This is a genomic window from Arthrobacter sp. NPDC080073 (assembly GCF_040686575.1).
Taxonomy (GTDB): domain Bacteria; phylum Actinomycetota; class Actinomycetes; order Actinomycetales; family Micrococcaceae; genus Arthrobacter.
Window position 1 is genome coordinate 57,197 of sequence record NZ_JBFBKR010000016.1, and the last position, 24,673, is coordinate 81,869.

21 protein-coding genes are annotated in these 24,673 nt (G+C 64.8%); 5 read left to right on the forward strand and 16 right to left on the reverse strand.

Translation table 11 applies throughout. The features are described from left to right. Positions 1–28: 28 nt before the first annotated feature. Complete coding sequence (locus AB0O52_RS17010; RefSeq protein WP_364539819.1) at positions 29–217, reverse strand: hypothetical protein; 189 nt, start codon at positions 215–217, stop codon at positions 29–31. A 267-nt stretch (positions 218–484) separates the two neighbouring features. Between AB0O52_RS17010 and AB0O52_RS17015 the strand changes: the two genes are divergently transcribed. Both AB0O52_RS17015 and AB0O52_RS17020 read left to right on the forward strand, forming a co-directional pair. Next, positions 485–1,645 carry a VIT1/CCC1 transporter family protein gene (locus AB0O52_RS17015; protein ID WP_364539821.1) on the forward strand — a complete coding sequence of 387 codons (1,161 nt, stop codon included), beginning with the start codon at positions 485–487 and terminating at the stop codon, positions 1,643–1,645. Positions 1,646–1,768: 123 nt separating this feature from the next. Then, positions 1,769–2,611, forward strand: a complete 843-nt coding sequence (locus AB0O52_RS17020; RefSeq protein WP_364539933.1) for a matrixin family metalloprotease — start codon at positions 1,769–1,771, stop codon at positions 2,609–2,611. A 291-nt stretch (positions 2,612–2,902) separates the two neighbouring features. Here AB0O52_RS17020 and AB0O52_RS17025 read toward each other — a convergent pair whose 3' ends face one another. Together AB0O52_RS17025 and AB0O52_RS17030 are read right to left on the reverse strand one after the other, a co-directional pair. Further along, the gene (locus tag AB0O52_RS17025) at positions 2,903–3,895 is read right to left on the reverse strand and encodes a polysaccharide deacetylase (RefSeq protein ID WP_364539824.1); all 993 of its coding nucleotides are present in this window, start codon (positions 3,893–3,895) and stop codon (positions 2,903–2,905) included. 11 nt (positions 3,896–3,906) lie between these two features. Continuing rightward, positions 3,907–5,472, reverse strand: a complete 1,566-nt coding sequence (locus AB0O52_RS17030; RefSeq protein ID WP_364539827.1) for a cytosine permease — start codon at positions 5,470–5,472, stop codon at positions 3,907–3,909. 109 nt (positions 5,473–5,581) lie between these two features. Here AB0O52_RS17030 and AB0O52_RS17035 point away from each other — a divergent pair, with 109 nt between their 5' ends. Beyond that, a complete protein-coding gene (locus AB0O52_RS17035) occupies positions 5,582–7,063 on the forward strand; it encodes a PucR family transcriptional regulator ligand-binding domain-containing protein (RefSeq protein WP_364539830.1) in 1,482 nt (493 codons plus the stop codon). Between the two features lie 11 nt (positions 7,064–7,074). On the opposite strand, the gene AB0O52_RS17040 is transcribed toward AB0O52_RS17035, so the two are convergent. The 8 genes from AB0O52_RS17040 to glyA form a co-directional block, all read right to left on the reverse strand. Further along, positions 7,075–8,568: an S-layer homology domain-containing protein gene (locus AB0O52_RS17040; protein WP_364539833.1), complete on the reverse strand. Its 1,494-nt coding sequence runs from the start codon at positions 8,566–8,568 to the stop codon at positions 7,075–7,077. Positions 8,569–8,686: 118 nt separating this feature from the next. Then, on the reverse strand, positions 8,687–9,586 hold the full coding sequence (gene purU, locus AB0O52_RS17045) for a formyltetrahydrofolate deformylase (protein WP_364539836.1): 900 nt from the start codon (positions 9,584–9,586) through the stop codon (positions 8,687–8,689). A 2-nt stretch (positions 9,587–9,588) separates the two neighbouring features. After that, positions 9,589–10,980 carry an L-serine ammonia-lyase gene (locus tag AB0O52_RS17050; RefSeq protein WP_364539839.1) on the reverse strand — a complete coding sequence of 464 codons (1,392 nt, stop codon included), beginning with the start codon at positions 10,978–10,980 and terminating at the stop codon, positions 9,589–9,591. Next, a complete protein-coding gene (locus AB0O52_RS17055; RefSeq protein WP_364539842.1) occupies positions 10,980–11,615 on the reverse strand; it encodes a sarcosine oxidase subunit gamma family protein in 636 nt (211 codons plus the stop codon). The genes AB0O52_RS17050 and AB0O52_RS17055 overlap by 1 nt, the downstream gene beginning before the upstream one ends. Then, a complete protein-coding gene (locus tag AB0O52_RS17060; RefSeq protein ID WP_364539845.1) occupies positions 11,608–14,565 on the reverse strand; it encodes an FAD-dependent oxidoreductase in 2,958 nt (985 codons plus the stop codon). Before AB0O52_RS17060 ends, AB0O52_RS17055 begins: the two co-directional genes overlap by 8 nt. Then, positions 14,562–14,882 (reverse strand): sarcosine oxidase subunit delta, encoded by a 321-nt coding sequence (locus AB0O52_RS17065; protein ID WP_364539848.1) that lies wholly within the window; start codon positions 14,880–14,882, stop codon positions 14,562–14,564. Before AB0O52_RS17065 ends, AB0O52_RS17060 begins: the two co-directional genes overlap by 4 nt. A 24-nt stretch (positions 14,883–14,906) precedes the next feature. Beyond that, positions 14,907–16,127 carry a sarcosine oxidase subunit beta family protein gene (locus tag AB0O52_RS17070; RefSeq protein WP_364539851.1) on the reverse strand — a complete coding sequence of 407 codons (1,221 nt, stop codon included), beginning with the start codon at positions 16,125–16,127 and terminating at the stop codon, positions 14,907–14,909. Beyond that, positions 16,124–17,479: a serine hydroxymethyltransferase gene (gene glyA / locus AB0O52_RS17075; protein ID WP_364539854.1), complete on the reverse strand. Its 1,356-nt coding sequence runs from the start codon at positions 17,477–17,479 to the stop codon at positions 16,124–16,126. The genes AB0O52_RS17070 and glyA overlap by 4 nt, the downstream gene beginning before the upstream one ends. Positions 17,480–17,633: 154 nt before the next feature. On the opposite strand from glyA, the gene AB0O52_RS17080 reads away from it, so the two are divergent. Further along, on the forward strand, positions 17,634–18,305 hold the full coding sequence (locus tag AB0O52_RS17080) for a GntR family transcriptional regulator (protein WP_364539857.1): 672 nt from the start codon (positions 17,634–17,636) through the stop codon (positions 18,303–18,305). A 359-nt stretch (positions 18,306–18,664) separates the two neighbouring features. On the opposite strand, the gene AB0O52_RS17085 is transcribed toward AB0O52_RS17080, so the two are convergent. Then, positions 18,665–19,402 carry a VOC family protein gene (locus AB0O52_RS17085; protein ID WP_364539860.1) on the reverse strand — a complete coding sequence of 246 codons (738 nt, stop codon included), beginning with the start codon at positions 19,400–19,402 and terminating at the stop codon, positions 18,665–18,667. Positions 19,403–19,505: 103 nt separating this feature from the next. Between AB0O52_RS17085 and AB0O52_RS17090 the strand changes: the two genes are divergently transcribed. Next, positions 19,506–20,330 (forward strand): IclR family transcriptional regulator, encoded by an 825-nt coding sequence (locus tag AB0O52_RS17090; protein WP_364539863.1) that lies wholly within the window; start codon positions 19,506–19,508, stop codon positions 20,328–20,330. 30 nt (positions 20,331–20,360) lie between these two features. On the opposite strand, the gene AB0O52_RS17095 is transcribed toward AB0O52_RS17090, so the two are convergent. From AB0O52_RS17095 to AB0O52_RS17110, 4 genes are read right to left on the reverse strand one after another with little or no spacing between them, the layout of a single operon-like run. Next, positions 20,361–20,969, reverse strand: coding sequence for an MBL fold metallo-hydrolase (locus tag AB0O52_RS17095; RefSeq protein WP_364539866.1), 609 nt, complete (start codon positions 20,967–20,969; stop codon positions 20,361–20,363). After that, a complete protein-coding gene (locus AB0O52_RS17100; RefSeq protein ID WP_364539869.1) occupies positions 20,966–22,054 on the reverse strand; it encodes an S-(hydroxymethyl)mycothiol dehydrogenase in 1,089 nt (362 codons plus the stop codon). The genes AB0O52_RS17095 and AB0O52_RS17100 overlap by 4 nt, the downstream gene beginning before the upstream one ends. 60 nt (positions 22,055–22,114) lie before the next feature. Next, entirely contained in the window at positions 22,115–23,251 is a 1,137-nt protein-coding gene (locus AB0O52_RS17105) for an aromatic ring-hydroxylating dioxygenase subunit alpha (protein WP_364539872.1), read from the reverse strand. A gap of 45 nt (positions 23,252–23,296) precedes the next feature. After that, the gene (locus AB0O52_RS17110) at positions 23,297–24,535 is read right to left on the reverse strand and encodes an FAD-dependent oxidoreductase (protein WP_364539873.1); all 1,239 of its coding nucleotides are present in this window, start codon (positions 24,533–24,535) and stop codon (positions 23,297–23,299) included. Positions 24,536–24,673: the final 138 nt, after the last annotated feature.

The following is a 24,673-nucleotide window of genomic DNA, read 5'->3' on the forward strand; positions in this document are numbered from 1 at the left end:
GCTTAGCACCTCGGTTCAGCGAGGCGGGCTATTCGATCTCTTCGGCCTCACGGTGTTCGTCGGCATCGAGCGGAACCACCCGTTCGTCATCGTCAAGAACCTCGGTCTGGTCTTCCCAGTCCTCGTCCACCGCCAGATCCTCGCTGTAGTCATAGGCGGGATCAGCCTCGACCGTGGAACGTTCGGGATGGCGGGTGTGGGTCTCGGTGCTGTCCATGGTGCAACCTCCGTTCGACGTGCCGCTGAGCCCATCGCACAGGCATAGGAGGCAGCCGGTCATCACGCTACCCCGCCAATTCGCGGACCCTGTCCATCCATCCCAGCACTGCCCCCTGTTGCGGTCAAGGCTTCCCTGGAGCCTCCCGTTTTTGAGGCGCGCCTAAAACGTCCAGTGAGGATTACCGGCCGAAAAACCGCGGAAATTGGCGATAAGGTGGAGCTGCAATGAGGCGATGAAGCCCGCCCCAGCAACCCAGGAGTCCCGGTGCAACCGCACGCAAAACCCTCGCATTCAGACAATCCTTCGGACTCAAGGAGTCCATCGCCGGACGCAGCAGCCACCAAGACTCCCCCGTCGTCGGACATCAAGCGCTGGCGTCAGTATTTGGCGGACGAGCGGGCCGAGGCCGCCGTGTACCGCCAACTGGCGCAGCGCCGCGACGGCGAGGAACGCGAAATCCTTTTGGCCCTGGCCGAGGCCGAGGGTCGCCATGAGGCACATTGGCTCAGACTCCTCGGCGAACATGCCGGTATGCCGAAGGCGGCCTCTGTCCGAAGCCGAATGCTCGGCTTCCTGGCCCGGAACTTCGGATCAGTGTTCGTCCTCGCCCTCGCCCAACGGGCTGAAGGCCGCTCGCCTTACGCGAAGGATCCGGCAGCGACCCGCGCCATGGCGGCCGACGAACAGATCCACGAAGAAGTGGTCCGCGGCCTGGCGACGCGCGGCCGCAACAGGTTGTCCGGGACCTTCCGCGCAGCTGTATTCGGCGCCAACGATGGCCTAGTCAGCAACCTTTCCCTCGTGATGGGCATGGCCGCCACCGGCGTTCCCGCCACCGTGGTCCTGTTCAGCGGCATCGCCGGCCTGCTCGCGGGCGCGCTCTCCATGGGTGCCGGCGAGTATGTCTCGGTCCGCTCCCAGCTCGAGCTCCTCAAGGCCACGCGCCCCACCCAGGCAACGCTGACCGCGGCACCGGCCCTGGACATCGAGCACAATGAGCTCGTCCTCGTGTATCTGGCCCGGGGTATGTCCCGCGAAGCCGCCGAACACCGGGCCGCGGAGCGCATAGGCCTCTACGCCTGCGATTGCGATCCCAGCCTTTCGCTCCACCCCGAAGTGGAAGAAACCGTCAACGAGCACGAGGCCGTGGGCTCCGCCTGGGGCGCCGCGATCTCGAGCTTCTGCTTCTTCGCTTCGGGCGCCATCGTGCCCATCCTGCCGTTCATCTTCGGCATGACGGGCTTCGCGGCGCTTGCCGTGGCCGGTACGCTGGTGGGCATCGCGCTTCTGTCGACGGGCGCCGTCGTCGGCTTGCTGTCCGGAACCTCGCCGCTGACCCGCGGCCTCCGGCAACTCGCGATCGGTCTCGGTGCGGCTGCGGCCACGTATGGACTCGGACTCGTCTTCGGCGCTGTCATCGGTTAGTAGCGCCGGCGCAACGGGGCGCCGGTGAGGGACTTGGGGGAAGACTTGCATTCAAACTACGGGTACGACGGCGGCCCGCCGCCCAAGCGCGTCGGTACCGTTCTTGCCCTGTTCCGAAACCTGATGGTGGTGGCGGCTGTCGCTGCCGTAGCCGTATTTGTCAGTGGATTCCTCCGGGGCGACCCCGGCATCACCGGTTTGCTTCCGAACCTGGCTCCTTCCGCCCACGCCACGGCAAGCAGCCCCGGGCAGGACGCGGCTTCCGGTCAAGGTCAACGAAAGGCGGCCCGTGCGCCGGATACCCCGCCGCCTGGCCTGGAAGAAGCCGGACACCCGCTCGGCTCCCCCGCCAAGCCTGCCGTAGCCAGCAACTCCTATAAGTTCCTGGCCACCAACGCCGACGGGACGCCGGTGGGCTATTCTCCGTGCCGGCCATTGCACTATGTGGTCAACGCAGCCCTCGCCCCGGCCGGATCCGAAGGGCTCATCGCCGACGCCATCGCCAAGATCGCCGCCGCCACAGGCCTCAAATTCGTCGACGACGGCACCACCACGGAAAACCCCTCCGAGAAGCGCAAGCCATACCAGCCCGCGCTCTACGGCGATCGTTGGGCACCCCTCCTGATTTCCTGGACCACTCCCGAAGCCGCTCCGGCGTTGAGCGGAACCGTCATCGGCACCGGCGGCAGCACCATGTACAGCTTCGGCACCGGAGCTAAGAGCTATGTCTCGGGAAGCCTGGACCTGGACGCCCCGCAAATCACGGAGCTGCTGGGCGTCTCCGGCGGCGCCCATTACGTCTCCGCGGTGATTCAACACGAACTTGGCCACGTGGTGGGCCTTGACCACGTGGAAGATCCAATCCAGCTCATGTACCCGGAGATCGGTGCCCCCGATGGTTTGGCGGCCGGAGACCTGAACGGACTCTTCAAACTCCACACCGCCCCGTGCCGGAGCGACCTGTAGCCCAGTTCAGGCCCTCCCCTCCCCGTGGCCCACGCTTGACCCCGCCCACCCACCACTGGACATGCCCACCCTTCAGCCTGCCCACCCCCGCGGGACATGCCCACCCTTGACCCTTCCCACCCCCACGGGACATGCCCACCCTTCAGCCCCAGCAGTGGACATATGAGTGCTATGTCCACTGCTCCTGGCCAAGGCTGAGCATGCTCAACGGGCTATGAGTGTTATGTCCACTCCTCCTGGCCAAGGCGGGGCATGCTCAAGGGGAATCGGCGCGGAGCGCTGGACATGTCCCTACCTTGCAGTGGTTTCCAGCAGACGGGCGGGCTTGAAACTGGCTCCTGCGCCCGGGTAGGACGGGACGTCGATCCGGGCGTGGCTGTGGATTTCGTTGACGGTGGCCTTGGTGTGTTCGGCGATCCGTTCCAAGGTGGTCACCCACATTCCGTCCATGGCTTTGACGCGTTCGATCAGCTGTTCCAAGGCGACGGCCTTGGATGGACGGCCGGAGATGAACGGGTGGTTGGTCAAGACGAAGCAACTGCCTTGGGCGTGATGCGCCTCGGCTTCCAATGTCCACATCTCCAAGACCTTGGAAGGACTCTCGATGACGCCACTTCCTGTTACTCCCGGGTAGAACGCGTATTGCTCCCAATCGTCCAGCGCCCAATCCACGGGGATCTCCACGATGTCCCGTGAATCGCTGTCCCTTGAATCGATGTCCCGTGAATCGATCTCCAGTGAATCGTCTGGGGCAACCGCCATGCGGTAGGGGGCATCGCCGTCGAGCAGGCTTGAATCGTAGAGGAAACCACGGTCCGCGAGCAGCGCCGGCGAATGCCAGTTCAGCTCCCACCACGGTGCCCTGTAGCCGACCGGCCTGGCCCCGGCTACCTTCGCGAGGGCTTCGAGCCCGCGGTCCAGGTAGCTGGCCTCGGTGGCGGCGTCGATTCCCTGCATGGGTTCGTGCAGGTAACCGTGGTGGGCCACTTCATGTCCGCCGTCGACGATCCGCCGCACCACGTCCGGGTAGCTTTCCGCTGTGAAACCCGGGATAAAGAAGGTCCCCTGGATCTCTTGGCGCTCGAGGATCTTCAGGAGCCGCGGAACAGCGACCCTCGGGCCGTAGGACTGGTGGCTCATGAGTGACATGCGCCGGGTACTGGTGGGATCGTGCGCGATGGTGCAGGATTCGGCGTCGACGTCGAACGTGAAGGATGCCGCGGCCTTGAAATTTTCCGGCCACGTGACCGAGTGTGCCTCGTCAGGAAAAGCGTTGGTGGTCATCGGGGTTCCTCTCAGTCGTTGACCAGATTGGCGGCGGCGTCTCCCGCAAGGGGCTGCGCCCGCCCGTCGGCGGAAGGCACTGCATCGGCGGAAGGCACTGCGACGGCGGAAGGCACTGCGGCTGCGGAAGCCAGCGGAAGGTATCGGGCATGAACCCGCGGGCCGAGTGCGCCGTAAACTGCCGCGGCAACAAGTCCGCCTGCCAGCCAGGACAAGTCGATCCCGCCCATGGCCGTGGCGAGGGGGCCTTGCATGATCGGCAGGACGCCGTACATGAACAGCCACGTGGCAAAGATGCCCACCAGGAGCGCGGTGATCCCGGCCCAGTTGAACGCCGGTAGCCGGCGGGTGCCCACGCGGTCGAAGAGCCGGTCCACTGCCGCGGGGCTACGCTTGTCCACCCAGAAGTAATGCACCAGCATAATGCCGCCCCACGCGGCGACCCACGCCACGAGGCCGCCGAGCCAAGTGCTCAGGGTCGAGGCGAAGTCCGACTGCAGGATGAAGAACACGACGCCGACCAGCGCCAGGATCCCGACGAAGAGGTTCAAGGAACGGCGCTTGGCCTTGATGTCCAAAGCCTGGGCAGCCACCGAGAAGGTGTAGATGTTCAGGATGTTCGTCGCGATGGGACCGTGCAGGACCAGGAAGAGCACCGGGACCGCAAGGACGCCGAAGTTGTCGACGATGAGGTGGCCGGGGTCGGCCGTGCCGCTCTTCGTTGCAAGGCTGGCGCCGAGGATGCCGAGCCACACCACGGGGAGGAACTGGCCGAAAACCGAGGCGAGGTAAACCTTATGCCTGGGGACGGACTTGCTGACGAAGCGTGAATAGTCCGCCGCGTAGGTGAACCAGGTGATCCCCCAGCCGATGCCGATGACTGTCATCACGGTGGTCATGGCAGCGATTCGTGCGCCGCCTTCAAGGACAGCACCGGGAGGGCCCGCGTAGCCCCAATCGATGTTCATGCCGAACCAGGCCACGGCGGACATGGCGATCAGCACCACGATGGTGGGCGGGACGGTCCACTTCTCGAAAGCCGCGATGGCCTTGTAGCCGAACCAGGCGATGGTGACCTGGGTGGACATGATCAGGAAGGCCACGAGGATCTTGGGGCCTACGTTGGGCTGCTCCGGATCGACCATGCCGAGCTTGCCGAGGAGTGCCATCACCAGGTCCAGGATGATCCAGGTGTTGACTGCGCACCAACCGATTCCGAGGAGTGCCTGGATGGCGCTCGGGAGATAGTTGCCGCGGCGGCCGAAGACGGCCCGGGCAAGGACCATGCCGGTGGCACCGGTCCGTTGCCCCAGGAGGACAAACAGTCCAAAGAGTGCCATGCCGATGAGGTTTCCCACTACCAGGACGGTGACGGTATCGGCAAAGCCCAGTCCAAGCTGGACGCCGAGGGCACCGAGGACCCAGTTGATGGGGGCAAGGTTTGCGCCTGCCCAGATCCAGAATTGGCCCGCTACGCTGCGGGTACGCGCCGATTCGGGAATGGACTGCAGGTTCTGTTCGACGTCGGTCTGCGCCGTTGCAGCCCCAGGCGTCGCAGTGGATAAGTTCTCGTGCATTTGGGGGATCCTCCGTGTAGGAAAGGGACTCCTTCAATGTATGTGCCCCAGATCACAGCAACAAGATACGATGTGTATGATAGATCCTAGAAATTAGTTACGGAGTGTCATGCCTCTGCTTCTTTCCGACGTTTTCGAACACGAAAGCCTGAAGGCCGCTGAACCAGTCCTGCGGACCGATGTGCCCGAGGCCCTCTCACGGCAGCTCCGCTGGGTCCACTCGAGCGAAGTGCTGGACATCGCGCCGCTGCTGCGGGGCGGCGAGCTGCTTCTAAGCGGCGGTCAGGCTCTCGCCACCGCTTCGGACGAGCGGCGCGTTGATTACGTCCGCCAACTCGTTGCCCGCGGCATCACAGCTTTGGCCATCGAAACGGGCCCCGAGCTGCCCGCGATACCGGAGTCCATGCTCGACGCCGGCCAAGCGGCAGGGCTGCCCATCATCGAGTTGTGCAAAGTGGCCCCCTTCGTCGGCATCATGCAGGCGATTAACTCGCTGCTGGTCAGCGAATCGGTGGCGCAATTGCAGTTCGGCGACGAAACGAGCCATGCCATGGCGGCGGAGCTCGCGCACGGAGGCGGACTGGATCAGCTCCTCGCCGTTCTGGCCAGCCGGACGGGTGCCGGCGCAAGGCTCGTCTCGCCGTCGGGCATCACTTTGGGAAGCGCAACGGCCGCTGCCCAGCCCGGTCCCAGCACCGCCACAACAGTCGATGTGCCCGTTCGCGGCGTTCTGGCGGCCCGCCTGGAGTTGGAAGTGCCCGACGACGGCGACGCCAACCTTGCGCGGGTGGCCGGCGAGCGGTGCGTCGATATCCTCGGCTTGGCGTTGCTGCAACGCATGCCACCTGGCCTGAAGGAACTTGCCGGCATCGAGCTCATGCGGGCCGTCAGTTCGGGAACCCAGTCATGGCGACTCCAGCAATTGGGACCAGCCTCAGGGTTCCCGGCCAGCGGTCCGGTAGCCGCCGTCGTGGTGCGTTCCCCGGCGGCGGGACAGCTCCGGACGCAACTCGACGGCATCCTGCATGACGAGGTTCCGCAAAGCGCGAGTTATGCGGACAACGCCGAATTGATCGCCTTGGCCGCGCTCCCCCACCCCACGGCAGTGGCTTCGCGCATCGCGCTCATCCAAGCGCTTCAGGCTTTGGAGGTCCCCGACGGATCGGTCATGGCCGTGGGTCCGCTGGCGCAGGGAATCGGCGAGGCGCCTTGGTCGCTGGCAGAGGCGCGCCGGACGCTTGAGCTCCTCCCAGGGTCGGGAACCGGCCCGGGCGTGGCGGACGCCGAGGACTTCGCGGTCGAGCGTTTAGCGGAAGGAAGCCTCGACGCGGCAACCCGCGAGGGATTTGTGCGGCGGCAGCTCGGCGCCGTAGTCGAGCATGACGAGCAGCGGCGCTCGGAACTGATGCGGACCCTGGCCGTATGGCTGGATATGGGATGCAACACGGCCCAAGCGGCGCGGGAACTGCACCTGGAAAGGCAGTCGATGCACCACCGGCTCCAGCGGATTTTTGAGCTGTGCGGCGGCGACCCGCGGGGAACGGGCCGGCTGGCCGCGCTTCACTTGGCAACCCGCCTGGCCCGGCTCTAGTCCGCTTACTTCTACTGGGTGCCCAGGTACCACGCTGTCTGCCAGCGGTAAAGGAACGCGCCCATGGCGTCACGGTTGACCGCACTCAAGGGCCGGAACGTCCCGTCGCCGTAACCCGTGCTGACCTTGGCCGCGGCGAGCCAGGTGATCTCGTTGTAGAAAGGCGAGTTCGGGGTGATGTCGTTGAACGGTGACGCTCCCGGGGCGGTCCAACTGGGTGATCCGCTGAAGCGGTAGAGGAAGGCTGCCATGGCATCCCGGTTGATGTTGTCACCCGGGCGGAAGCTTCGGTGCCCGTTGTTGGGGTCCACCCAGCCCGTGGTGATGCCGTAGTACGCCAGCCACGTGACTTCCTTGTAGAACGCGGAATTGGGCGCCATGTCCACGAATGGTGAGTTTGCGGGCGGCGTCCAGGAGGGCGAGCCGGCCTGGCGATAGAGGAAGGCGGCCATGGCGTCCCGGTGCACGGCGAGAGTCGCCCCGTAGCTTCCGTCCGGATAGCCTGTGGTGATGCCCTGGTTCGCGAGCCACTGGATCTCGCGGTAGAACGCGCTGTTCGTGGGGACGTCGGAGAAACGCTGAGTACACTGCGGGGATCCGAGAGCGACCTTGGCGAGGGCATATCGCGCCGCGTCGATCGCGCCATCTGCGACACCCATGACGAAATATTCCGGGTGCGTGGAACACACTTGGGGAATGGAGCCAGTAGGCACCGTCGCGATCGCCTTGCTTCCGTCGGCGCTGTAGTTCACCTGGGCATTAATACTGGTCCCGGGAGAGCCTGACTTCCAGAAGTAACCGTAGGGGAAGGCGTTCGTCCAGGTCTTGTCCGGGCCGGAGGTGAAATACCCCGGTACGCTGCGGAAGATCAGCTTGTCCGTGTAGGAAGCCAGCGAGGTGGTGGAGTCCTTCTGGATGAAGAAGGTCAGCGGCAGGGCCTGCGGAAGGCCAAGGTCCATCGAAACGGTCGATGAGCCGGCCGGCCCTCCGGCCGTCAACCCGCTCTGGACGAAGATCCCGCCGTTTCCCGGCGCGATGGGCGTCCCCAGGACCGCTACGACAAACCCGGAATAGGCCTGGGCCGGGACGGAGGTGTTGGCACAGTTCCACGTGGCGTCGTGACAGTACTGCATGGATCCCGGTGTCAGGCCCGCCAAGCCCTGCGGGATCGGGATAGACACGTGGAGGGTTGAGGAATCGGCCACGGCGGTGCCGGACAGAAGCGGCGTTGCCGTGTTGTCCTCAGTGTTGTAAACCCGGTACTGGAGCGTGCTGTTCACGCTCTTGCCGAGCACAGCGGAAGCGTCCGACGGGAGTTTCACGTCAAGGCTCGTCGCCGACGACGGAATCTGCACCGGCGGGTTATTGGCATAGATCTGCGCCCACGCAGGCGTTGGATCGATGGTGATTACTGGATCAACGGCATGGGCAGGGACAGCTACTCCTGCGACTGCTGTGACGGCAAAAAAGCAAGCGGCTATTATGCCGCCTTGTCGACGGACCACGAATGTACGCGCCTTTCAAAATGGCGAGTACCTCGCCCCCCAATGTTTTGCCGGCTGACCGGCAAGTGCAACCATATGCGAGGACGGCCCGGCCCGCAATGGGTCGGGCCGCCACGCCTTACTTCAGCACCACGGTCCTGCTGCCTTGCAGGATCACGCGCCCTTCGCAGTGCCAGCGGACAGCGTTGCTGAGTGCTTTGCACTCGGTATCGCGCCCGGCTGCCACCAGGTCGTCCGGACCGAAGGTGTGGTCCACTTCCACCACTTGCTGGGCGATGATCGGCCCCTCGTCCAACTCGCCGTTGACGTAGTGCGCAGTGGCACCCACGGTCTTGACGCCCCGCGCGTAGGCCTGGTGGTACGGCTTGGCACCTTTGAAGCTGGGGAGGAACGAGTGGTGGATGTTGATTGCCCGGCCATCGAGCTTGCGGGCAAGATCGTCGCTGAGGACCTGCATGTAGCGGGCCAGGACCACGAGCTCGACGTCCAGGCGATCGATGAGATCGAGGAGCTGTCCTTCGGCCGCCGCCTTGGTGTCCGGCGTGACGGGCACGTGGAAGAACGGAATGCCGTGCCATTCGACCGTCCGCCTGTGGTCAGGGTGGTTGGAGACGACCCCCACAATGTCGATGGGCAGTTCCCCGATGCGGGCCCGGAACAGGAGGTCGTTGAGGCAGTGCTCGAACTTGGAGACCATGATCAGGACCCTCCGCTTGGCACCGTGGCGCTGGAGCTGCCAGCGCATGCCGAACTTTTCGGCAACGGGCGCGAAGGATTCCCGCAGCGAGTCGATGGTCGACTGATCCCCATCCGATGCGAAGTGGATCCGCATGAAGAAATGGTGATCCAGTTGGGAGTCGAATTGCTTGTTGTCGATGATGTCGCAGCCGTGTTCCAGGAGGAATCCGGAAACGGCGTGCACAATCCCCCGCGTTTCCGGGCAATCGAGCGTCAAGACATGCTCAACGGTGGTAGCCGGCGCGGCCGACTCGGCGGTTTCATTTTGTGTGACAGTCATGGCTAGCACTCCACTACGTTGACGGCGAGGCCTCCGCGGGAGGTCTCCTTGTACTTGCTTTTCATGTCCGCTCCTGTCTCTCGCATGGTTTTGATGGCTTTATCAAGGGACACTTTGTGGCTGCCGTCGCCGTGCAGGGCAAGGCGGGCGGCGTTGATGGCCTTCACGCTGGCGATGGCGTTGCGTTCGATGCACGGAATCTGCACCAGCCCGCCTACGGGATCGCACGTGAGGCCGAGATTGTGCTCGATACCCACTTCTGCGGCATTTTCCACTTGCTCGGGAGTGCCGCCGAGGACCTCGCACAGACCGGCGGCGGCCATCGAACACGCGGAGCCCACCTCACCCTGGCAGCCCACTTCGGCACCGGAAATGGACGCGTTGATCTTGAACAGGATCCCGACGGCGGCCGCCGCGAGCAGGAAGCGGACCACGCCGTCGTCATCTGCTCCCTGCACGAATTTCGTGTAATAGTGCAGCACCGCCGGCACAATGCCGGCCGCACCGTTGGTGGGTGCCGTGACGATGCGGCCGCCCGCGGCGTTTTCCTCGTTCACGGCGAGCGCGAACAGGTTCACCCATTCCATGGCGAGCAGCGGGTCTGCCGAGCTTGAACCCTGCAGACCGGCGTCGGTGGCGGCGAGGGTCTTGAACAACGACGGCGCCCGTCGCCTCACGTTCAAGCCTCCCGGCAGGATTCCTTCCGCAGCGCAGCCGTTGTCCACGCATTCGCGCATGACCGCCCAGATCTGCAGGAGCCGCTCGCGAAGTTCGGTCTCGCTGCGCCACACAAGCTCGTTGGCGAGCATGACATCGGAGATGGACATGTCCTCCCGTGCGCAGATCGCCAGGAGCTCGTCCGCGGTACTGAAGGGATAAGGCAGAACGGTGTCGTCAGCAACGACTTTGTCGCTGCCGGACGCATCACCGTCCACCACGAAACCGCCGCCTATCGAGTAGTAGCTGCGCTCCCGCAGCACTTTCCCGGCGTGGTCCAGGGCCCGGAAGGTCATCCCGTTAGGGTGGGCAGGCAGGGATTTGCGCCGGTGCAGGACCACGTCTTCGTCCCAGTTGAAGTCCACACGGTGGTGTCCGGCTATCCGCAATTCAGCGTCCAGGGCAGCCGCGGCGACCTGGTCGTCGGCGGTGGAAGTGTCCACCGTTTCCGGCGATTGGCCTTGGAGTCCCAGCACCACGGCTTTGTCCGAGCCGTGGCCGCGGCCGGTGGCGCCCAGCGAGCCGAAAAGCTCTGCCTGGACGCGCACCGTTGCCGCGAGTTGCCCGGAGGATTCCAGGCCGTCGGTGAACTGTTTTGCCGCCCGCATCGGGCCGACCGTGTGCGAGGACGACGGCCCGATGCCAATGGAAAACAGGTCAAGCACGCTCAGTGCCATCAGGGCACCTCAGGAGAGGCGTATTCCCTCATGCCGTCAAGCAGCCAGCGGCCCAGGAAGTCGGCGAACGAAGCCCGTGGGAAGATCCGGAAGCTGTCCTCGCCGGTCTTCAACAGCAGCGCCGGGATGTTGCCGATTTCCGTGGCCAGGGCGGTTCCCGTGCGGAAGGCGCGGGGGTGCAGGTCCAGGGAGCAGCCCTTTTCCAGGACGTCGCGGGCCCGGATGCCGGACAGCTCGAAAGTGGTTCGGTTGGCGGACAAGTCCACCACCTGGCCCGGGTCCTCGCCCAGGGCCTCCACCAGTGCGCGGACCAGGTCTCCGCCCAGGGAATCGTGCGCCTCTTCGGGTGCGACCACCAGGAATTCGTCCGGGCCCAACCACAAGGTGGTGGCCCTTTCACTCCCGGTGATCTCACCGCATGCGGCCGGCAGGCCGCCGGTCACGGACGCGAGGCGGGCTCCGGCGTCGGACGTCCGGTCAACCCGGATCCCCATCATCGTCTGGAACGGGATTTCCTTCAACGCGACGGTTCCGGCCACGGAGCCGGACTCGAAGGTCGGTGCCAGGTGCGATGCCGGGCTGCGGCGTGCCGCACGCAGCGTCTCGGGGTTTGCGGGGGTTGCTGTTTCAGCCATCTTTACGGGTCCCTTCAGCGTCGAAAAGTACGGTTTCTCCCACAACGACGTCCAGCAACTGGTCGCCGACCGAGGCCACCAGGGTCTCGCCGATCCGGTTGCGGCCGTTGGTGATCAGTGCCAGGCCGAAGGACCGGCCCAAAGCGGCACTGTGGTAGCTCGAGGTCACGAAGCCCTGCATCGGCACGGGGCCGTAAGCCGGGTTGACCGGGATCCCCTTTTCCACGAGCTGGGTGCCTTCCGGAAGGCGGAACGAACCGTCAGCCGGGAGGACGCTGACCAAGTGCTTGCGGTCCGTGCGGACCGCGTCCTCGCGGCTGTAAGAACGTTTGCCAATGAAGTCCTTTGCCTTGGAAACGATCCATTCCATCCCGGCGTCCTGCGGGGTGACGGTGCCGTCCGTGTCCTGCCCGACGATCGGGTAGCCCTTCTCGGCACGCAGCACGTGCATGGTCTCGGTGCCGTACGGAGTGATGTTGAACTCGGCCCCTGCCGCAGCAACGGCTTCCCAGGTGTTGAGCCCGTACCAGGACGGAACATTGATTTCGTAGGCAAGCTCACCCGAGAACGAAATCCGGCAAACCCGTGCCTGGACTCCGGAGGCCAGCGTGGTCTCGCGGAACGTCATGAACGGGAACGCTTCGGCGTCCAGCCCGCCGTCGGCCGCCAGTTGCGGAGCGACTTTGGCGATCACCGCACGGGATTTGGGCCCGACGACGGCAATCGTCGTCCACTGTTCAGTCACCGACGTGCACACCACGTCGAGTTCCGGCCACTCGGTCTGGTGCCACTCCTCGAGCCAGTCAAGGACCTTGGCGGCGCCGCCGGTGGTGGTGGTCATGAAGTAGCGGCCCTCGTCGAGGCGCAGGGTCACGCCGTCGTCGAAGATCATGCCGTCCGGGGTGCACATGACCCCGTAGCGGGCAGAGCCTGGGGCGAGCTTCTTGAACGCGTTGGTGTAGATGCGGTTCAGGAATTCACCGGCATCCTTGCCACGGATCTCGATCTTGCCGAGGGTGGTGGCGTCCATGAAGCCCACCGTTTCGCGGACTGCGGCACATTCTCGGAGCACTGCGGCGTCCATGTCCTCGCCCGCTTGCGGGTAGTACCACGGGCGCTTCCACTGGCCGACGTCCTCGAAGAGCGCTCCCTGGGCAACATGCCAGGGGTGGATGGAGGTGACGCGGGCGGGATCGAACAGCTCGCCGCGCTGGCGTCCCGCCAAGGCCGCGAAGGCCACCGGCGTGAACGGCGCCCGGTAGGTCGTGGTTCCGATGTCACCGATACTGCAACTGCCTGCGGCGCCCGCCTCGCCGGCCTGCTTGAGGGCCGCGGCGATCACGCCGATGGCGTTGACGCCGGACGTCTTGCCCTGGTCGTTGGCGGTGCTGATGGAGGTGTACCGCTTGATGTGTTCCACCGAGCGCATGCCGGCCCCGGTGGAACGGAGCACGTCGGCCACGGACTGGTCGCGCTGGAAGTCAACGAAGTGGTGGTGCCACTCCCCCGCGTTTCCGCTCTGTCCGGGCACGAGCCACAACTGGCGTGTGGGGGCGGAGGCTACCGGCGCCTTGATCTCGGCGGGCACCGTCTCGGAGCTGAACCCGGCGGCGATGGCAGCCGCGGCACCGGCGGATACGCCTTCGCCCAGGCAGTCCGCGAGCCCGTAACTTCCGCGTCCGGCGCCGACCACGTGCTGGTCCTTGACGACGGAACTCGGCACGAAGCCGGCCAGGTCATCGTCCCAACGCAACTTACCCTGGCGCTGGCTGTGGAGGTGGACCACGGGACTCCAGCCACCGGAGACCGCCAGCAGATCGCAAGCGAGCCGTTCGACGCCCGAGGTGACTTCGCCGTCGTCGTTAAGGCTGCGGATGGTGACGCCGTCGATCCGGCCGTTCTCCCCCGCGCCGGAGGTATCGGCGACGGCGCTGCCGACGAGGACGCGGATGCCGCTTTCGACGGCGGCTGCCGCTGTGTCGCTGAGCTTCGGGCGGGCATCGACGACAGCGGCGACCTTGACACCAGCGGCCAGCAGATCCGCGGCCAGCAGGTAGGCCGAATCGTTCGTGGTGCCGATGACTACCCGGCGCCCGGCAGCGACGGCGTACCGGTTGAGGTAGCTCCGGACAGCGGAGGCCAACATGATGCCGGGCCGGTCGTTGTTCTCGAAGACGAGCGGACGCTCATGGGCGCCGGGCGCCAGGACCACCTGCTTGGCACGGATGTGCCAAATACGCTGGCGGGAGACGCCGTCCGCCGCCGGGCTGCCGAGGTGGTCCGTACGGTTCTGGGCCGCGATCACATAGTTCGCGTCGTAGGAGCCGAACGCCGTAGTGCGGTTGAGAACAGTACATTCGGGCGCGGAAACGAGCTCGGCCTCCACGTCGGCGATCCATTCCAGTGCCGGCTTGCCCTCGATGACTTCGGCGAGATCCGGTGCAGTGGAACCGGAAAGCAGCGAGCCGCCGAGCTCGGGCTGGTCATCGATCAGGATGACCCGGGCGCCGGTGCGGACCGCCTCACGGGCTGCCGCGAGGCCGGAAACGCCGCCGCCAACCACCAGGACGTCGGTGTGGACGTATTTCTTGTCGTACTCGGCGCGGTCCTCGTTGGGGTCCAGCTTGCCGAGGCCGTTCAGGAACTCGACGCTGAGCCCGTCCACAAGGGACACGGTGGTCGCGGGAAGCATCGACTCGGCAACGTGGCCCGGGAAACGGGCGGCCACCTTGACCAGGGCGTTGGATTCTTCCACGCCGGCGGACATGATGCCGCGGGCCCGATCCTCATAGAGCGAGTTGCCGACGCTGATGCGGCCGTTGGCCAGCAGTGCCGAGGCAACAGTGTCTCCGGGGTGCCCGGTGTATTCCTGGCCGTCCACGGTGAACCGCCAGGAGATGCTGCGGTCGATGCGGCCGCCGGTGGCGAGGCGGGCGTTCTGCGGGGTCACTTCGTGGCTCCTTCCTGGGAGATAGCGTCTTGCTGTGCGCTTGTCAGCTCAGGGCGCGGTTCGCCCATTTTGTAGATGGCCTGGATGTCGTAGCTGACGGTGTCACGGAGCATGTTGAACCATTGGCGGCAACCCGTGCTGTGGACCCAGCGTTCGGCGAAGGCGCCTTTGGTGTTGTCGCGGTAGAACAAGTACTCGGCCCACTGCCGGTCCGTCAGCGCGTCCGGATTTTCCGGATAGGGCACGTGGGCCTGGCCGCCGTAGTGGAATTCTGTTTCGTCTCGTGGCCCGCAATTGGGGCAGCTGATGAGCAGCATGGTTGGTCTCCTAAAGGGCTGCGGCTAGTGGGCGACGGCGGCGGCGCCGTGTTCGTCGATCAGGGCACCGGTCTCGAAGCGTTCCAGCGAAAAAGGCTTGTTGAGCTCGTGCGGCGTACCCGTGGCGATGGTGTGGGCGAAGGTCAGGCCGGCAGCGGGCGTGCCCTTGAAGCCACCCGTTCCCCAACCACAGTTGACGAACATGTTCTCCACCGGGGTGGTGCCGATGATCGGCGAGGCATCCATGGTGGTGTCCACGATTCCGCCCCAGGTCCGGAGCACGTGGGCCCTGGCGAAGATCGGGAAAAGTTCGACGGCGGCGGCCATCTGGTGCTCGATCACGTGGAACGAGCCGCGCTGGCCATAGCCGTTGTAGGAGTCGACCCCGGCGCCCATGACCAGTTCGCCCTTGTGGGCCTGGGAAACGTAGACGTGCACGTGGTTGGACATGACCACCGTGGGGTGGACGGGCTCATGCAGTTCGGACACCAACGCCTGGAGGGGGTGGGACTGGATCGGGAGGCGGAAGCCGGCCATTTCGGCGAGGACGGAGCTGTGGCCGGCCGCCGCGAGGCCGACCTTTTCGGTGTGGATGGTTCCTTGGTTGGTCTTGACGCCCACCACGCGGTTGCCGTCCTTGAGGAAGCCCGTCACTTCGCAGTTCTGGATGATGTCCACGCCGAGTTCATCGCACTTCCGGGCGAAGGCCCAGGCGACGTGGTCGTGCTTCGCGATGCCGGCACGGGGCTGGTACGTGGCGCCCATGACCGGGTAGCGGATGTTGTCGCTGATGTTCAGGATGGGGCAGAGTTCCTTGACTTGCTGCGGGTCCAGCCATTCGGCGTCGACCCCGTTGAGCTTGTTCGCCCCGACGCGGCGGACGCTTTCGCGGACGTCGCCCAGGGTGTGGGCGAGGTTCATGACGCCGCGCTGGCTGAAGAGGAAATCGTATTCGAGTTCCTCGGGCAGGATCTCCCAGAGCTTGAGGGCGTGCTCGTAGATGGCAGCGCTCTCGTCCCAAAGGTAGTTGGAGCGAATGATGGTGGTGTTCCTGGCCATGTTGCCGCCGGCCAGCCAGCCCTTTTCCAGGACGGCGATGTTGGTCATTCCGTGATTCTTTGCCAGGAAGTATGCGGTGGCGAGGCCGTGGCCGCCACCGCCCACGATCACTGCGTCGTAGGAAGCTTTGGGCTCCGGGTTACGCCACAGGAAGTCCGGGTGCTCGGGGAGTTGGTCTGCGCTCACTGGGCTGCTCCAATCATTTCTGCTTCAAGTTCGGTGGCCGCGGCGTCGTTGCCGCTGGCGGCCTGGGAAAGATGCGGGTAAAGCGGGAATTGTTCGGCGAGCGCGGTGACCCTGGCACGGAGTTCGACGGCGGCGTGGTCGCCCAGGGTGCCGCTGCTTGCCGCGGCGATGAGCGCCGTCGCGATGATGTCCGCGACTTCCGCGAATTCCTGGGCGCCGAAGCCGCGGGCGGCGAGTGCCGGGGTACCGATCCGGAGGCCTGAGGAAACCATCGGAGGCCGGGGGTCGAACGGGACGGCGTTGCGGTTCACGGTGATGCCGACGCGGTGCAGGGTGTCTTCGGCCTGCTGTCCGTCGAGGTCCGAGTGGCGCAGGTCGACGAGGACCAGGTGGACGTCGGTGCCACCGTTGACCACCGAGATCCCTGCTGCGGCCACGTCTTCCTTCAGGAGCCGTTCGGCAAGGAGCTTGGCCCCTTCCAGCACCCGCACTTGGCGTTCCTGGAATTCGGGTTCTGCCGCCATTTTGAAGGCCACGGCCTTGGCGGCTATCACGTGCTCCAGCGGGCCGCCTTGCTGGCCGGGGAACACCGCGCTGTTGATCTTGCGTGCGTATTGTTCCTTCGAGAGGATCACCCCGCCGCGCGGACCGCCGAGGGTCTTGTGGGTGGTGGTGGTCACGACGTCGGCATACGGCACGGGGTTGGGGTGCAGTCCCGCTGCGACGAGGCCGGCGAAGTGGGCCATGTCCACCATGAGGTAGGCTCCCACGAGGTCGGCGATGCGGCGGAATTCGGCGAAATCCAAGTGGCGCGAGTACGCGGACCAGCCGGCAACGATCAGCTTCGGGCGGTGTTCCAGGGCCAGGGCTTCGACTTCCGCCATGTCCACCCGGAGGTCGGATTGGCTGACGTGGTACGGGATGACGTTGTACAGCTTGCCGGAGAAGTTGATGCGCATGCCGTGGGTCAAGTGGCCACCGTGTGCGAGGTCGAGGCCCATGATGGTGTCCCCCGGCTCGAGGAGCGCGAACATGGCTGCCGCGTTGGCCTGGGCTCCGGAGTGCGGCTGGACATTTGCGGCTTCGGCGCCGAAGAGAGCCTTGACCCGGTCGATGGCCAGCTGCTCGATGACGTCCACGTGCTCGCAGCCGCCGTAGTAGCGCTTGCCCGGGTAGCCTTCCGCGTACTTGTTGGTCAGGACCGAGCCCTGTGCCTGCATGACGGCTGCAGGGGCGAAGTTTTCGGAGGCGATCATTTCCAGCGTTGACTGCTGGCGGATGAGTTCCTGGGCGATCGCCTGTTCAACCTCCGGGTCCGCCTGGGCGAGCGGGCGGATCAGCGGTTCAACCATCATGTTCTCCTTTTGAGATACTTATATTTACTGACTAATCAGCAACTGATATATTAGAACTGTTGCCATAGTATGTTGGAGATCACACAACCGTCAACAGCCCGGCAGCAACTGATCCGCCAGACTTGGAATTGTGGCAAACGGGAGAGGGCACATGAGCACTGCATTGGAAGCACTGGACACGGGCACGCAGGGAACTTCCTTGGCGGAAAACGCCTACCTGCTCCTGCGCGACCGGCTCATCATGCTGGACATCAAACCCGGAGACCCCATCAACGACGGGCAGATTGCCACGGAACTCGGCATCGGCCGGACTCCCGTGCGCGAGGCCATCAAGCGGCTCGAAAGCGACCACCTCGTCGTGTCGTATCCCCGCCGCGGAACCTTCGCCACCGGCGTCGACATCACCCAATTGGCGGACGTCTCCGAAATCCGGGAGCTGCTTGAGCCCTTGGCGTCACGGCGGGCTGCCCGCATGGCCAGCCCCAGGCTCCGGGAAGAACTCCGTGAGGTGGCCGCAGCCATCAGCGGCCTGGAAGCACACGACGCCGGCCAACAGGAACTCATGCGGTACGACATCCAGGTGCACCGGCTCATCTACAAGGCCGCGGCCAATCCGCACCTCGAGGACGTACTGATCCGTTACGACAACCTGGCAACCCGCATCTGGTGCCACATGCTGGACAAGATGCCTTCCGTGACAGGCCACGTCGCAGAGCACGCTGAACTGCTCACCGCTATCGCCGACGGCGATGAGGACCGCGCGGCAGCGCTCGCCCTGCACCACGTGGTGAGTTTCGAAGAGACGATCCGCAAGGTGCTCTAGGTTCGGCGCATGCTTCGCGGGATACCGCTGCCCTAGCCGTTTCTCTTCCAGTGCTTCGGCCACTTCACGTTCAAAAGCAGCAGTCCCAACAGAAGTCCGTCAACCGTCATTACTCCGGCCATGAAGTAAGCCCAACCGATGATCATGGTTCGCTCACTACCAGTCGGCAGCCCGAGCTGTGGGGGTGCATCAGAACACACATACCAATCTCCTGACCCGGATCCCCCCAGTCACTCGATAGTCCATCAAGTGTGGCACGACGGCGCCCAAGAAGGAACGGCTTAGGCGATCGACGGCGGGAGCTACACTTTCGAGACCTCGCCACTGTGGGGGCCAACGGTTCCTGCCTCGAAGCGGTGTCAGCCCGGCGCGAGGACGCAGAACTCGTTGCCCTCCGTGTCGGCGAGGCATACCCATGGCACATCGCCTTGGCCGACGTCGGCGTCCGTGGCACCCAGCGCCCGCAGCCTCGCCACCTCCGCCGCTTGATCATCGCCGGGGTATGGCCGCAGATCGAGATGGACACGGCCGGACACGGCATTCGGGACGGGTGCGCGGACGAATTCCAGATACGGCCCCACGCCCTTGGCCGAGCGCAGCCTCGCAAGATCGTCGGTCACCTCGTGCAGGGTCCAGTCCATCGCCCCGCTCCAGAACCGGGCCATGGCCCGCGGATCCGCACAGTCGACCACCACCGCGGCGATGGGCCCGGTGTCCCGGTAGATCGGCCGAGGCTCCAGCACGCAGAACAGGTTGCCTTCGGGGTCGGCCAGGACCGTCCATGGCACATCGCCTTGGCCAATGTCGGCTGGCGTCGCGCCGAGCTTCACCGCGCGCGCCACAAGCTCCGCTTGATGGGCCGCGGAGGTGGTGGCGAGATCGAGATGGGCGCGGTACCTGACCGTCTCGGGGTCCGGGACCGTGACGACATCCACGCACACGGCGGCAGGGTCCGGCCCGGTGAGGCCCACGGGTTCGACATTGGTCACACCGGGTCCTTCGCTGGAAACACCCCACCCGAGCACTTCCGCCCAAAACCGGCCGAGAGCCGAGTCGTCCCGGGCCTTGAAATTCACTTGAACGAGTCGCAGTGCCATACCGCCCGATCCTATCTCCGCCAAGAACGGACGGTCGGCAGCATCCCAGGACACGGAGCCCAGAGAGGCTGCGCATTTGACCCGGTTTGAGACGATGAACCACATGGACGCTGATGCAAGCCTTGCCAACGACGCCGATACCGATCCCGCCAGCGCGCACCACGCCGGTGTGCAGTCCGTGGACCGGGCCATCACTGTGCTCGAAATCATCGCCCGCAACGGGGACGCCGGCGTGAGTGAGATCGCGGAGGAAATGGGCGTCCACAAGTCCACGGCGTCGCGGCTGCTGAGCGCCTTGGACGCCCGTGGCATGGTGCAGCAGAATCACGAGCGCGGAAAATACCAACTCGGGTTCAACATCCTGCGCTTGGCCAGTGCCATTCCAGCCCGTCTCAGCTTGGTCAGGGAGGCCCGGGAAGATCTCGAAGCCTTGGCCGAGAAGTTCGCTGAGACTGCCAACCTGGCCGTGCTGCGGTCAAATTTCGCGGTCAATGTGGACCAGGCCATCGGCCCCAACACGCTTGGCACGCAGGACTGGATCGGTGGGCTCACTCCGCTCCACGCCACGTCCAGCGGAAAGGTCATGCTTGCCGCCCTGGCGCCTGAGACTCGTGACCGCGTTCTCAGGGAAGCCGGCCAGGCGCGCTACACGCCACGGACCATCACTGACCGCGACGAGTTGGAGCGGCAAATGCCGGTCATTGCGGAGGCCGGGTACGCCGCCACGTATGAAGAACTCGAACGCGGACTCAACGCCATCGCCGTTCCGATCCGCAACCACAGCGGCACTGTGATCGGAGCCATCAGCCTTTCCGGCCCTGCCTTCCGTTTCGAGCCGGAAAAAATACCCGGCCTGCTCGATGCGCTCAAGCAGGCCGGGTATTCAATCAGCGTCAAGATGGGTTACACCGCTGCCAGCGGCGCCTAGGGTCCGTCAAACCTCGCGATCGCGCGCTGCCTAAGCGATGTTTTCCTCTTCGGCTTTGATCGTGGTGTCCCCGCCATGGCCAGTCCGGACCACGGTTTCCGGCGGAAGCGTCAGAAGTCGTTCGCGGATCGAGGCCAGGATGGTCGGGTGGTCGCTGAACGATCGGCCCGTCGCGCCCGGACCGCCGTTGAAGAGGGTGTCGCCCGTGAAGACCGTTCCTTCGCTTTCCAGGTAGAAGCACGTGGAACCCGGTGAGTGGCCCGGCGTGTGGATGGCCTGCAGGGCCGTGCCCGCCACGTCGAAGATGTCGCCGTCTGCAATGTGACGGTCCGGCCGGGCATCCGGATACACCTGCTCCCACAGAACCATGTCCGCGGAGTGCAGATGGATCGGCGCGTTCACGGACTTCGCCACGTCGAGCGCTGCCCCGATGTGGTCGTTGTGCGCATGGGTGAGCAGGATGGCGCGCACCTTCCGCCCGCGGACCTGCTCGATGATCGCCGTTGCATCGTGCGGCGAATCGATGATCACGCACTCGTCGTCGTTGCCGACAATCCAGACGTTGTTCTCAACGTCCCATGTGCCGCCGTCGAGCGAAAACGTGCCCGAGGTGACGAGGTTTTCGATGGTGACGCTCATGCGATCTCCACTACCGAACGGAGCACTTTGCCTTCGTGCATCTTCGCGAACGCCTCTTCCACTTGGTCGATGGTGATCCGTTCGGACACGAACGCGTCCAGGTCAAGGTTGCCTTGCTTGTAGTGCGCCACCAGCATCGGGAAGTCGCGGGAGGGCAGGCAGTCCCCGTACCAGGAGGACTTCAGGGAACCGCCGCGGCCGAAGACGTCCAGCAGGGGCAGTTCGAGCAGCATGCCCGGCGTCGGTACGCCGACCAGTACCACGCGGCCGGCGAGGTCGCGCGCGTAGAAGGCCTGCTTGTAGGTCTCCGGGCGTCCGACGGCGTCGATCACCACATCGGCACCGTTGCCGCCGGTCAGCGCCCGGATGGCCTCGATGGGGTCTTCCTTGCTGGAGTTGACACCGTGCGTGGCGCCCAGGGACATGGCCATCTCGACTTTGTTGGCGTCGATGTCCACGGCGATGATCGTCGTGGCGCCGGCAAGCTTTGCCCCGGCGATGGCAGCGATGCCGACGCCGCCGCAGCCAATGACGGCCACGGACTCGCCCCGCTTGACCTCACCGGTGTTGATGGCGGCGCCGATTCCTGCCATCACACCGCAACCGAGCAGCCCGACGGCGGCGGGATCGACGTCGTCGTCCACTTTGGTGCATTGCCCGGCGGCCACGAGGGTCTTCTCGGCGAAGGCGCCGATCCCGAGGGCCGGTGCAAGTTCCGTGCCGTCCTCCAGGGTCATCTTCTGGGTGGCATTGTGCGTGTTGAAGCAGTACTGCGGCTGGCCCTTGGCGCATGCCCGGCATTCCCCGCACACGGCACGCCAGTTCAGGATCACACGGTCCCCTGGCGCCACTTCGGTAACGTCCGGCCCTACGGCACTGACCACTCCTGTGGCCTCGTGGCCGAGCAGGATGGGGAAATCATCGGTGATGCCGCCCTGCTTGTAGTGCAGGTCGGTGTGGCAGACGCCGCAGGTGAGGATGTCCACCAGCGCCTCGCCCGGACCGGGGTCCGGCACCAGGATGGTCTCCACCGAGACCGGAGCGTTCTTTTCCTTGGCGATGACCGCCCTTACTTTGTAAACCATTGGCTGGGTTCCTTTTCCTGAGTTCCCGGTTGCTCGTTACATCGACGGACGTTCCTCAGGCTAGCTGTCGGCGGGAACGTCAGCGATCTTGCTGGTGACCCAGCTGTGGAACGCCTCAATGTGGTGCTCGCTCGGTACCAGCACGCCGCCCTTGGCATAGATCTTGGAACCCATTGCTGGCTGGCAGCGTTCGCAGGCATCGAAGTCCTGCTCGTTGACCCGGTGGAAGAGCTCCACCGAAGCGCTCACGTCCTTGCCGGATTCCACCACGCTGGGCAGGTACAGCCAATCGCATTCAACGATCGTGTGGTCCGCCGCCAGCGGGAACATGCGGTGGATGATGACATGGTCCGGAACCAGATTGACGAAGACATTCGGCTTGATGGTCACCGCGTAGTACCGGCGGTCCTGGTCATCGCCCACTCCCGGAATTCGATCGAGGCCCTCGGAACCGTCGATCGTGAAGCCCTTGATGTCCTCACCGAACTCGGCGCCGTGGCCCACAAAATACTGCGCCGCCAGGCCGTCGGCGAACTCGGGCAGGACTTCGGTGAGTTCGGGGTGGATCGTGGCGCAGTGGTAGCACTCCATGAAGTTTTCGATGATGAGCTTCCAGTTGGCCTTGACGTCGTACTTGATGCGCCGGCCAAGGCTCAGGTTCGCGATGTCGTAGTCGTCAACCGCCCGCAGGTCTCCGAGGCGCTCCTCGATCGCACCCATGACGTCTTCCTCGAACGACGGTGGCTCATCGGCCAGGCAGACCCACACGTAGCCCATGTATTCGCGGACGTGGACCTTGACCAGTCCATATTCGTTGCGGTCGATATCCGGCATCTTGGTGAGGTTGGGGGCCGCGATGAGCTTTCCCTCGAGGTCGTAGGTCCAGGCGTGGTACGGGCACTGGAACGAGCGGTTGGCTTCGCCGGACTCCTCCATGCACAGCTTCACGCCGCGGTGCCGGCAGATGTTGTAGAACGCGCGGATTTCCCCCTTGCGGGTGCGGTTGATGAGTACGCTCTCGCGGCCGATCTGCACCGTCTTGAACGAACCGGCCTTTTCCAGGTCTGCGGTCCGCACTGCACAGAACCACATTTGTTCAAAGATGTGCTCTTGCTCGGCGCGGAAGATGTCTTCACTGACATACGTGTGGCCGGGGAGAGTGGGGATCAGGCTGGGGGAAACAACTTCAGTGGTCATGCTGACTCCTATTCAGTGATGAACGTGGTTGAGGCTTGGGAATGTTCAAGGGGTTGCCAGGACCGGCGGGGCATTGCGGGCGTTGAGTTGCCGGCGCCAACGGGTGAACAGGCGCGGCTGGTTCACACCGAGGACGCCCACCGGTTCCTCGCCCCGGTAGTACACGGCCAGGAAGCTGTGGTTCTCGAGCTGCCCTGCCTCGATCTCGACGCGCTCTGCGTCCCTCGCATGGCCGGCGAACTGGAGCGTCACTCCGTACTGGTCGGACCAGAAGTAAGGCAAGTTGAGAGGTTGGGGTGCGGCGGAGTGATCCAAGAGTCCGGCCACGGCGAGGGCGGCACGTTCCTGGGCGCCGCTCCAATGCTCCACGCGATGGTGCCGCCCGCTGCGTGCGTCGAACCAGGCCGCGCAGTCCCCCACGGCAACGACGCCGGGAACGTTGGTCCGTCCCATCGCATCGCACATGACGCCGTCGTCGAGCTCGACGCCCGAACCGGCCAGCCACCCGACATTGGGGACCGCACCGATTCCGAGGAGTACGACGTCGGCGGAACGGTACTGTCCGTCGCTGAGCCGGACGCCGGTCACATTTCCTTCGTAGCTGTAATACGAGTCGATTCCCGTGTCACAAATCAGCTCCACTCCATTGATCCCATGGAGCGTGGCCATGACGGCAGCCATCTCCGGACCGAGCGGAGCGCTAAGCGGCACTTCGCTCTTGCAGATGATGGTTACGTCCATTCCCAGGCCCTTGGCCGTTGATGCGACTTCCGCGCCGATAAAGCCGGCGCCCACAACCAGCAGGCGGCCGCCCGCAACGAGCTCCGGCGCGAGATCCTGGGCATCCTGGAGAGTCCGCAACGTAAAGACATTGGCCAGGCCTGCAAGTTCGGGCAGGGTGCGGGCTGAGGCTCCCGTGGCAATCACGACGCCGTCAGCCACCACAGTGCTCCCGTCGCCTAGCGTGATGGTCCTGGTGGCGGCATCAAAGCTTCGTGCCGGGGAGCCAAGCAGCCATTCGGCCTGGAGCGGGTCATCTGAATCCGCCTCCTCAGCTTCCAACATGACGTGCTTGATACCGATCTTTCCTGCCAGGAACTCCTTGGACAGGGGCGGGCGGTCATAGGGCCGCTGGTGCTCATCGCCAATGATGAGCAGCCGGCCGGAAAAGCCCTGCGCCCGGGCAGCGCGGGCTGCGGAAAGACCCGCCAATGATGCACCCACGATCGCCAATGTCTCCATGGCTTCCTCCTCGCCGAGCCGTTCGAAAGGGTATTGCGCCATACGCAACAAACTTCATTATGCGAAACAGCGTGACCGACTTCACATCGCGTGTCAAGGAATCTGCGAAGGAAATTCAACCCCTTGACAAGGCGCTGTGAGGTCCATCACTCTGTTGCGTATTGTGATCAGCGTTGATCA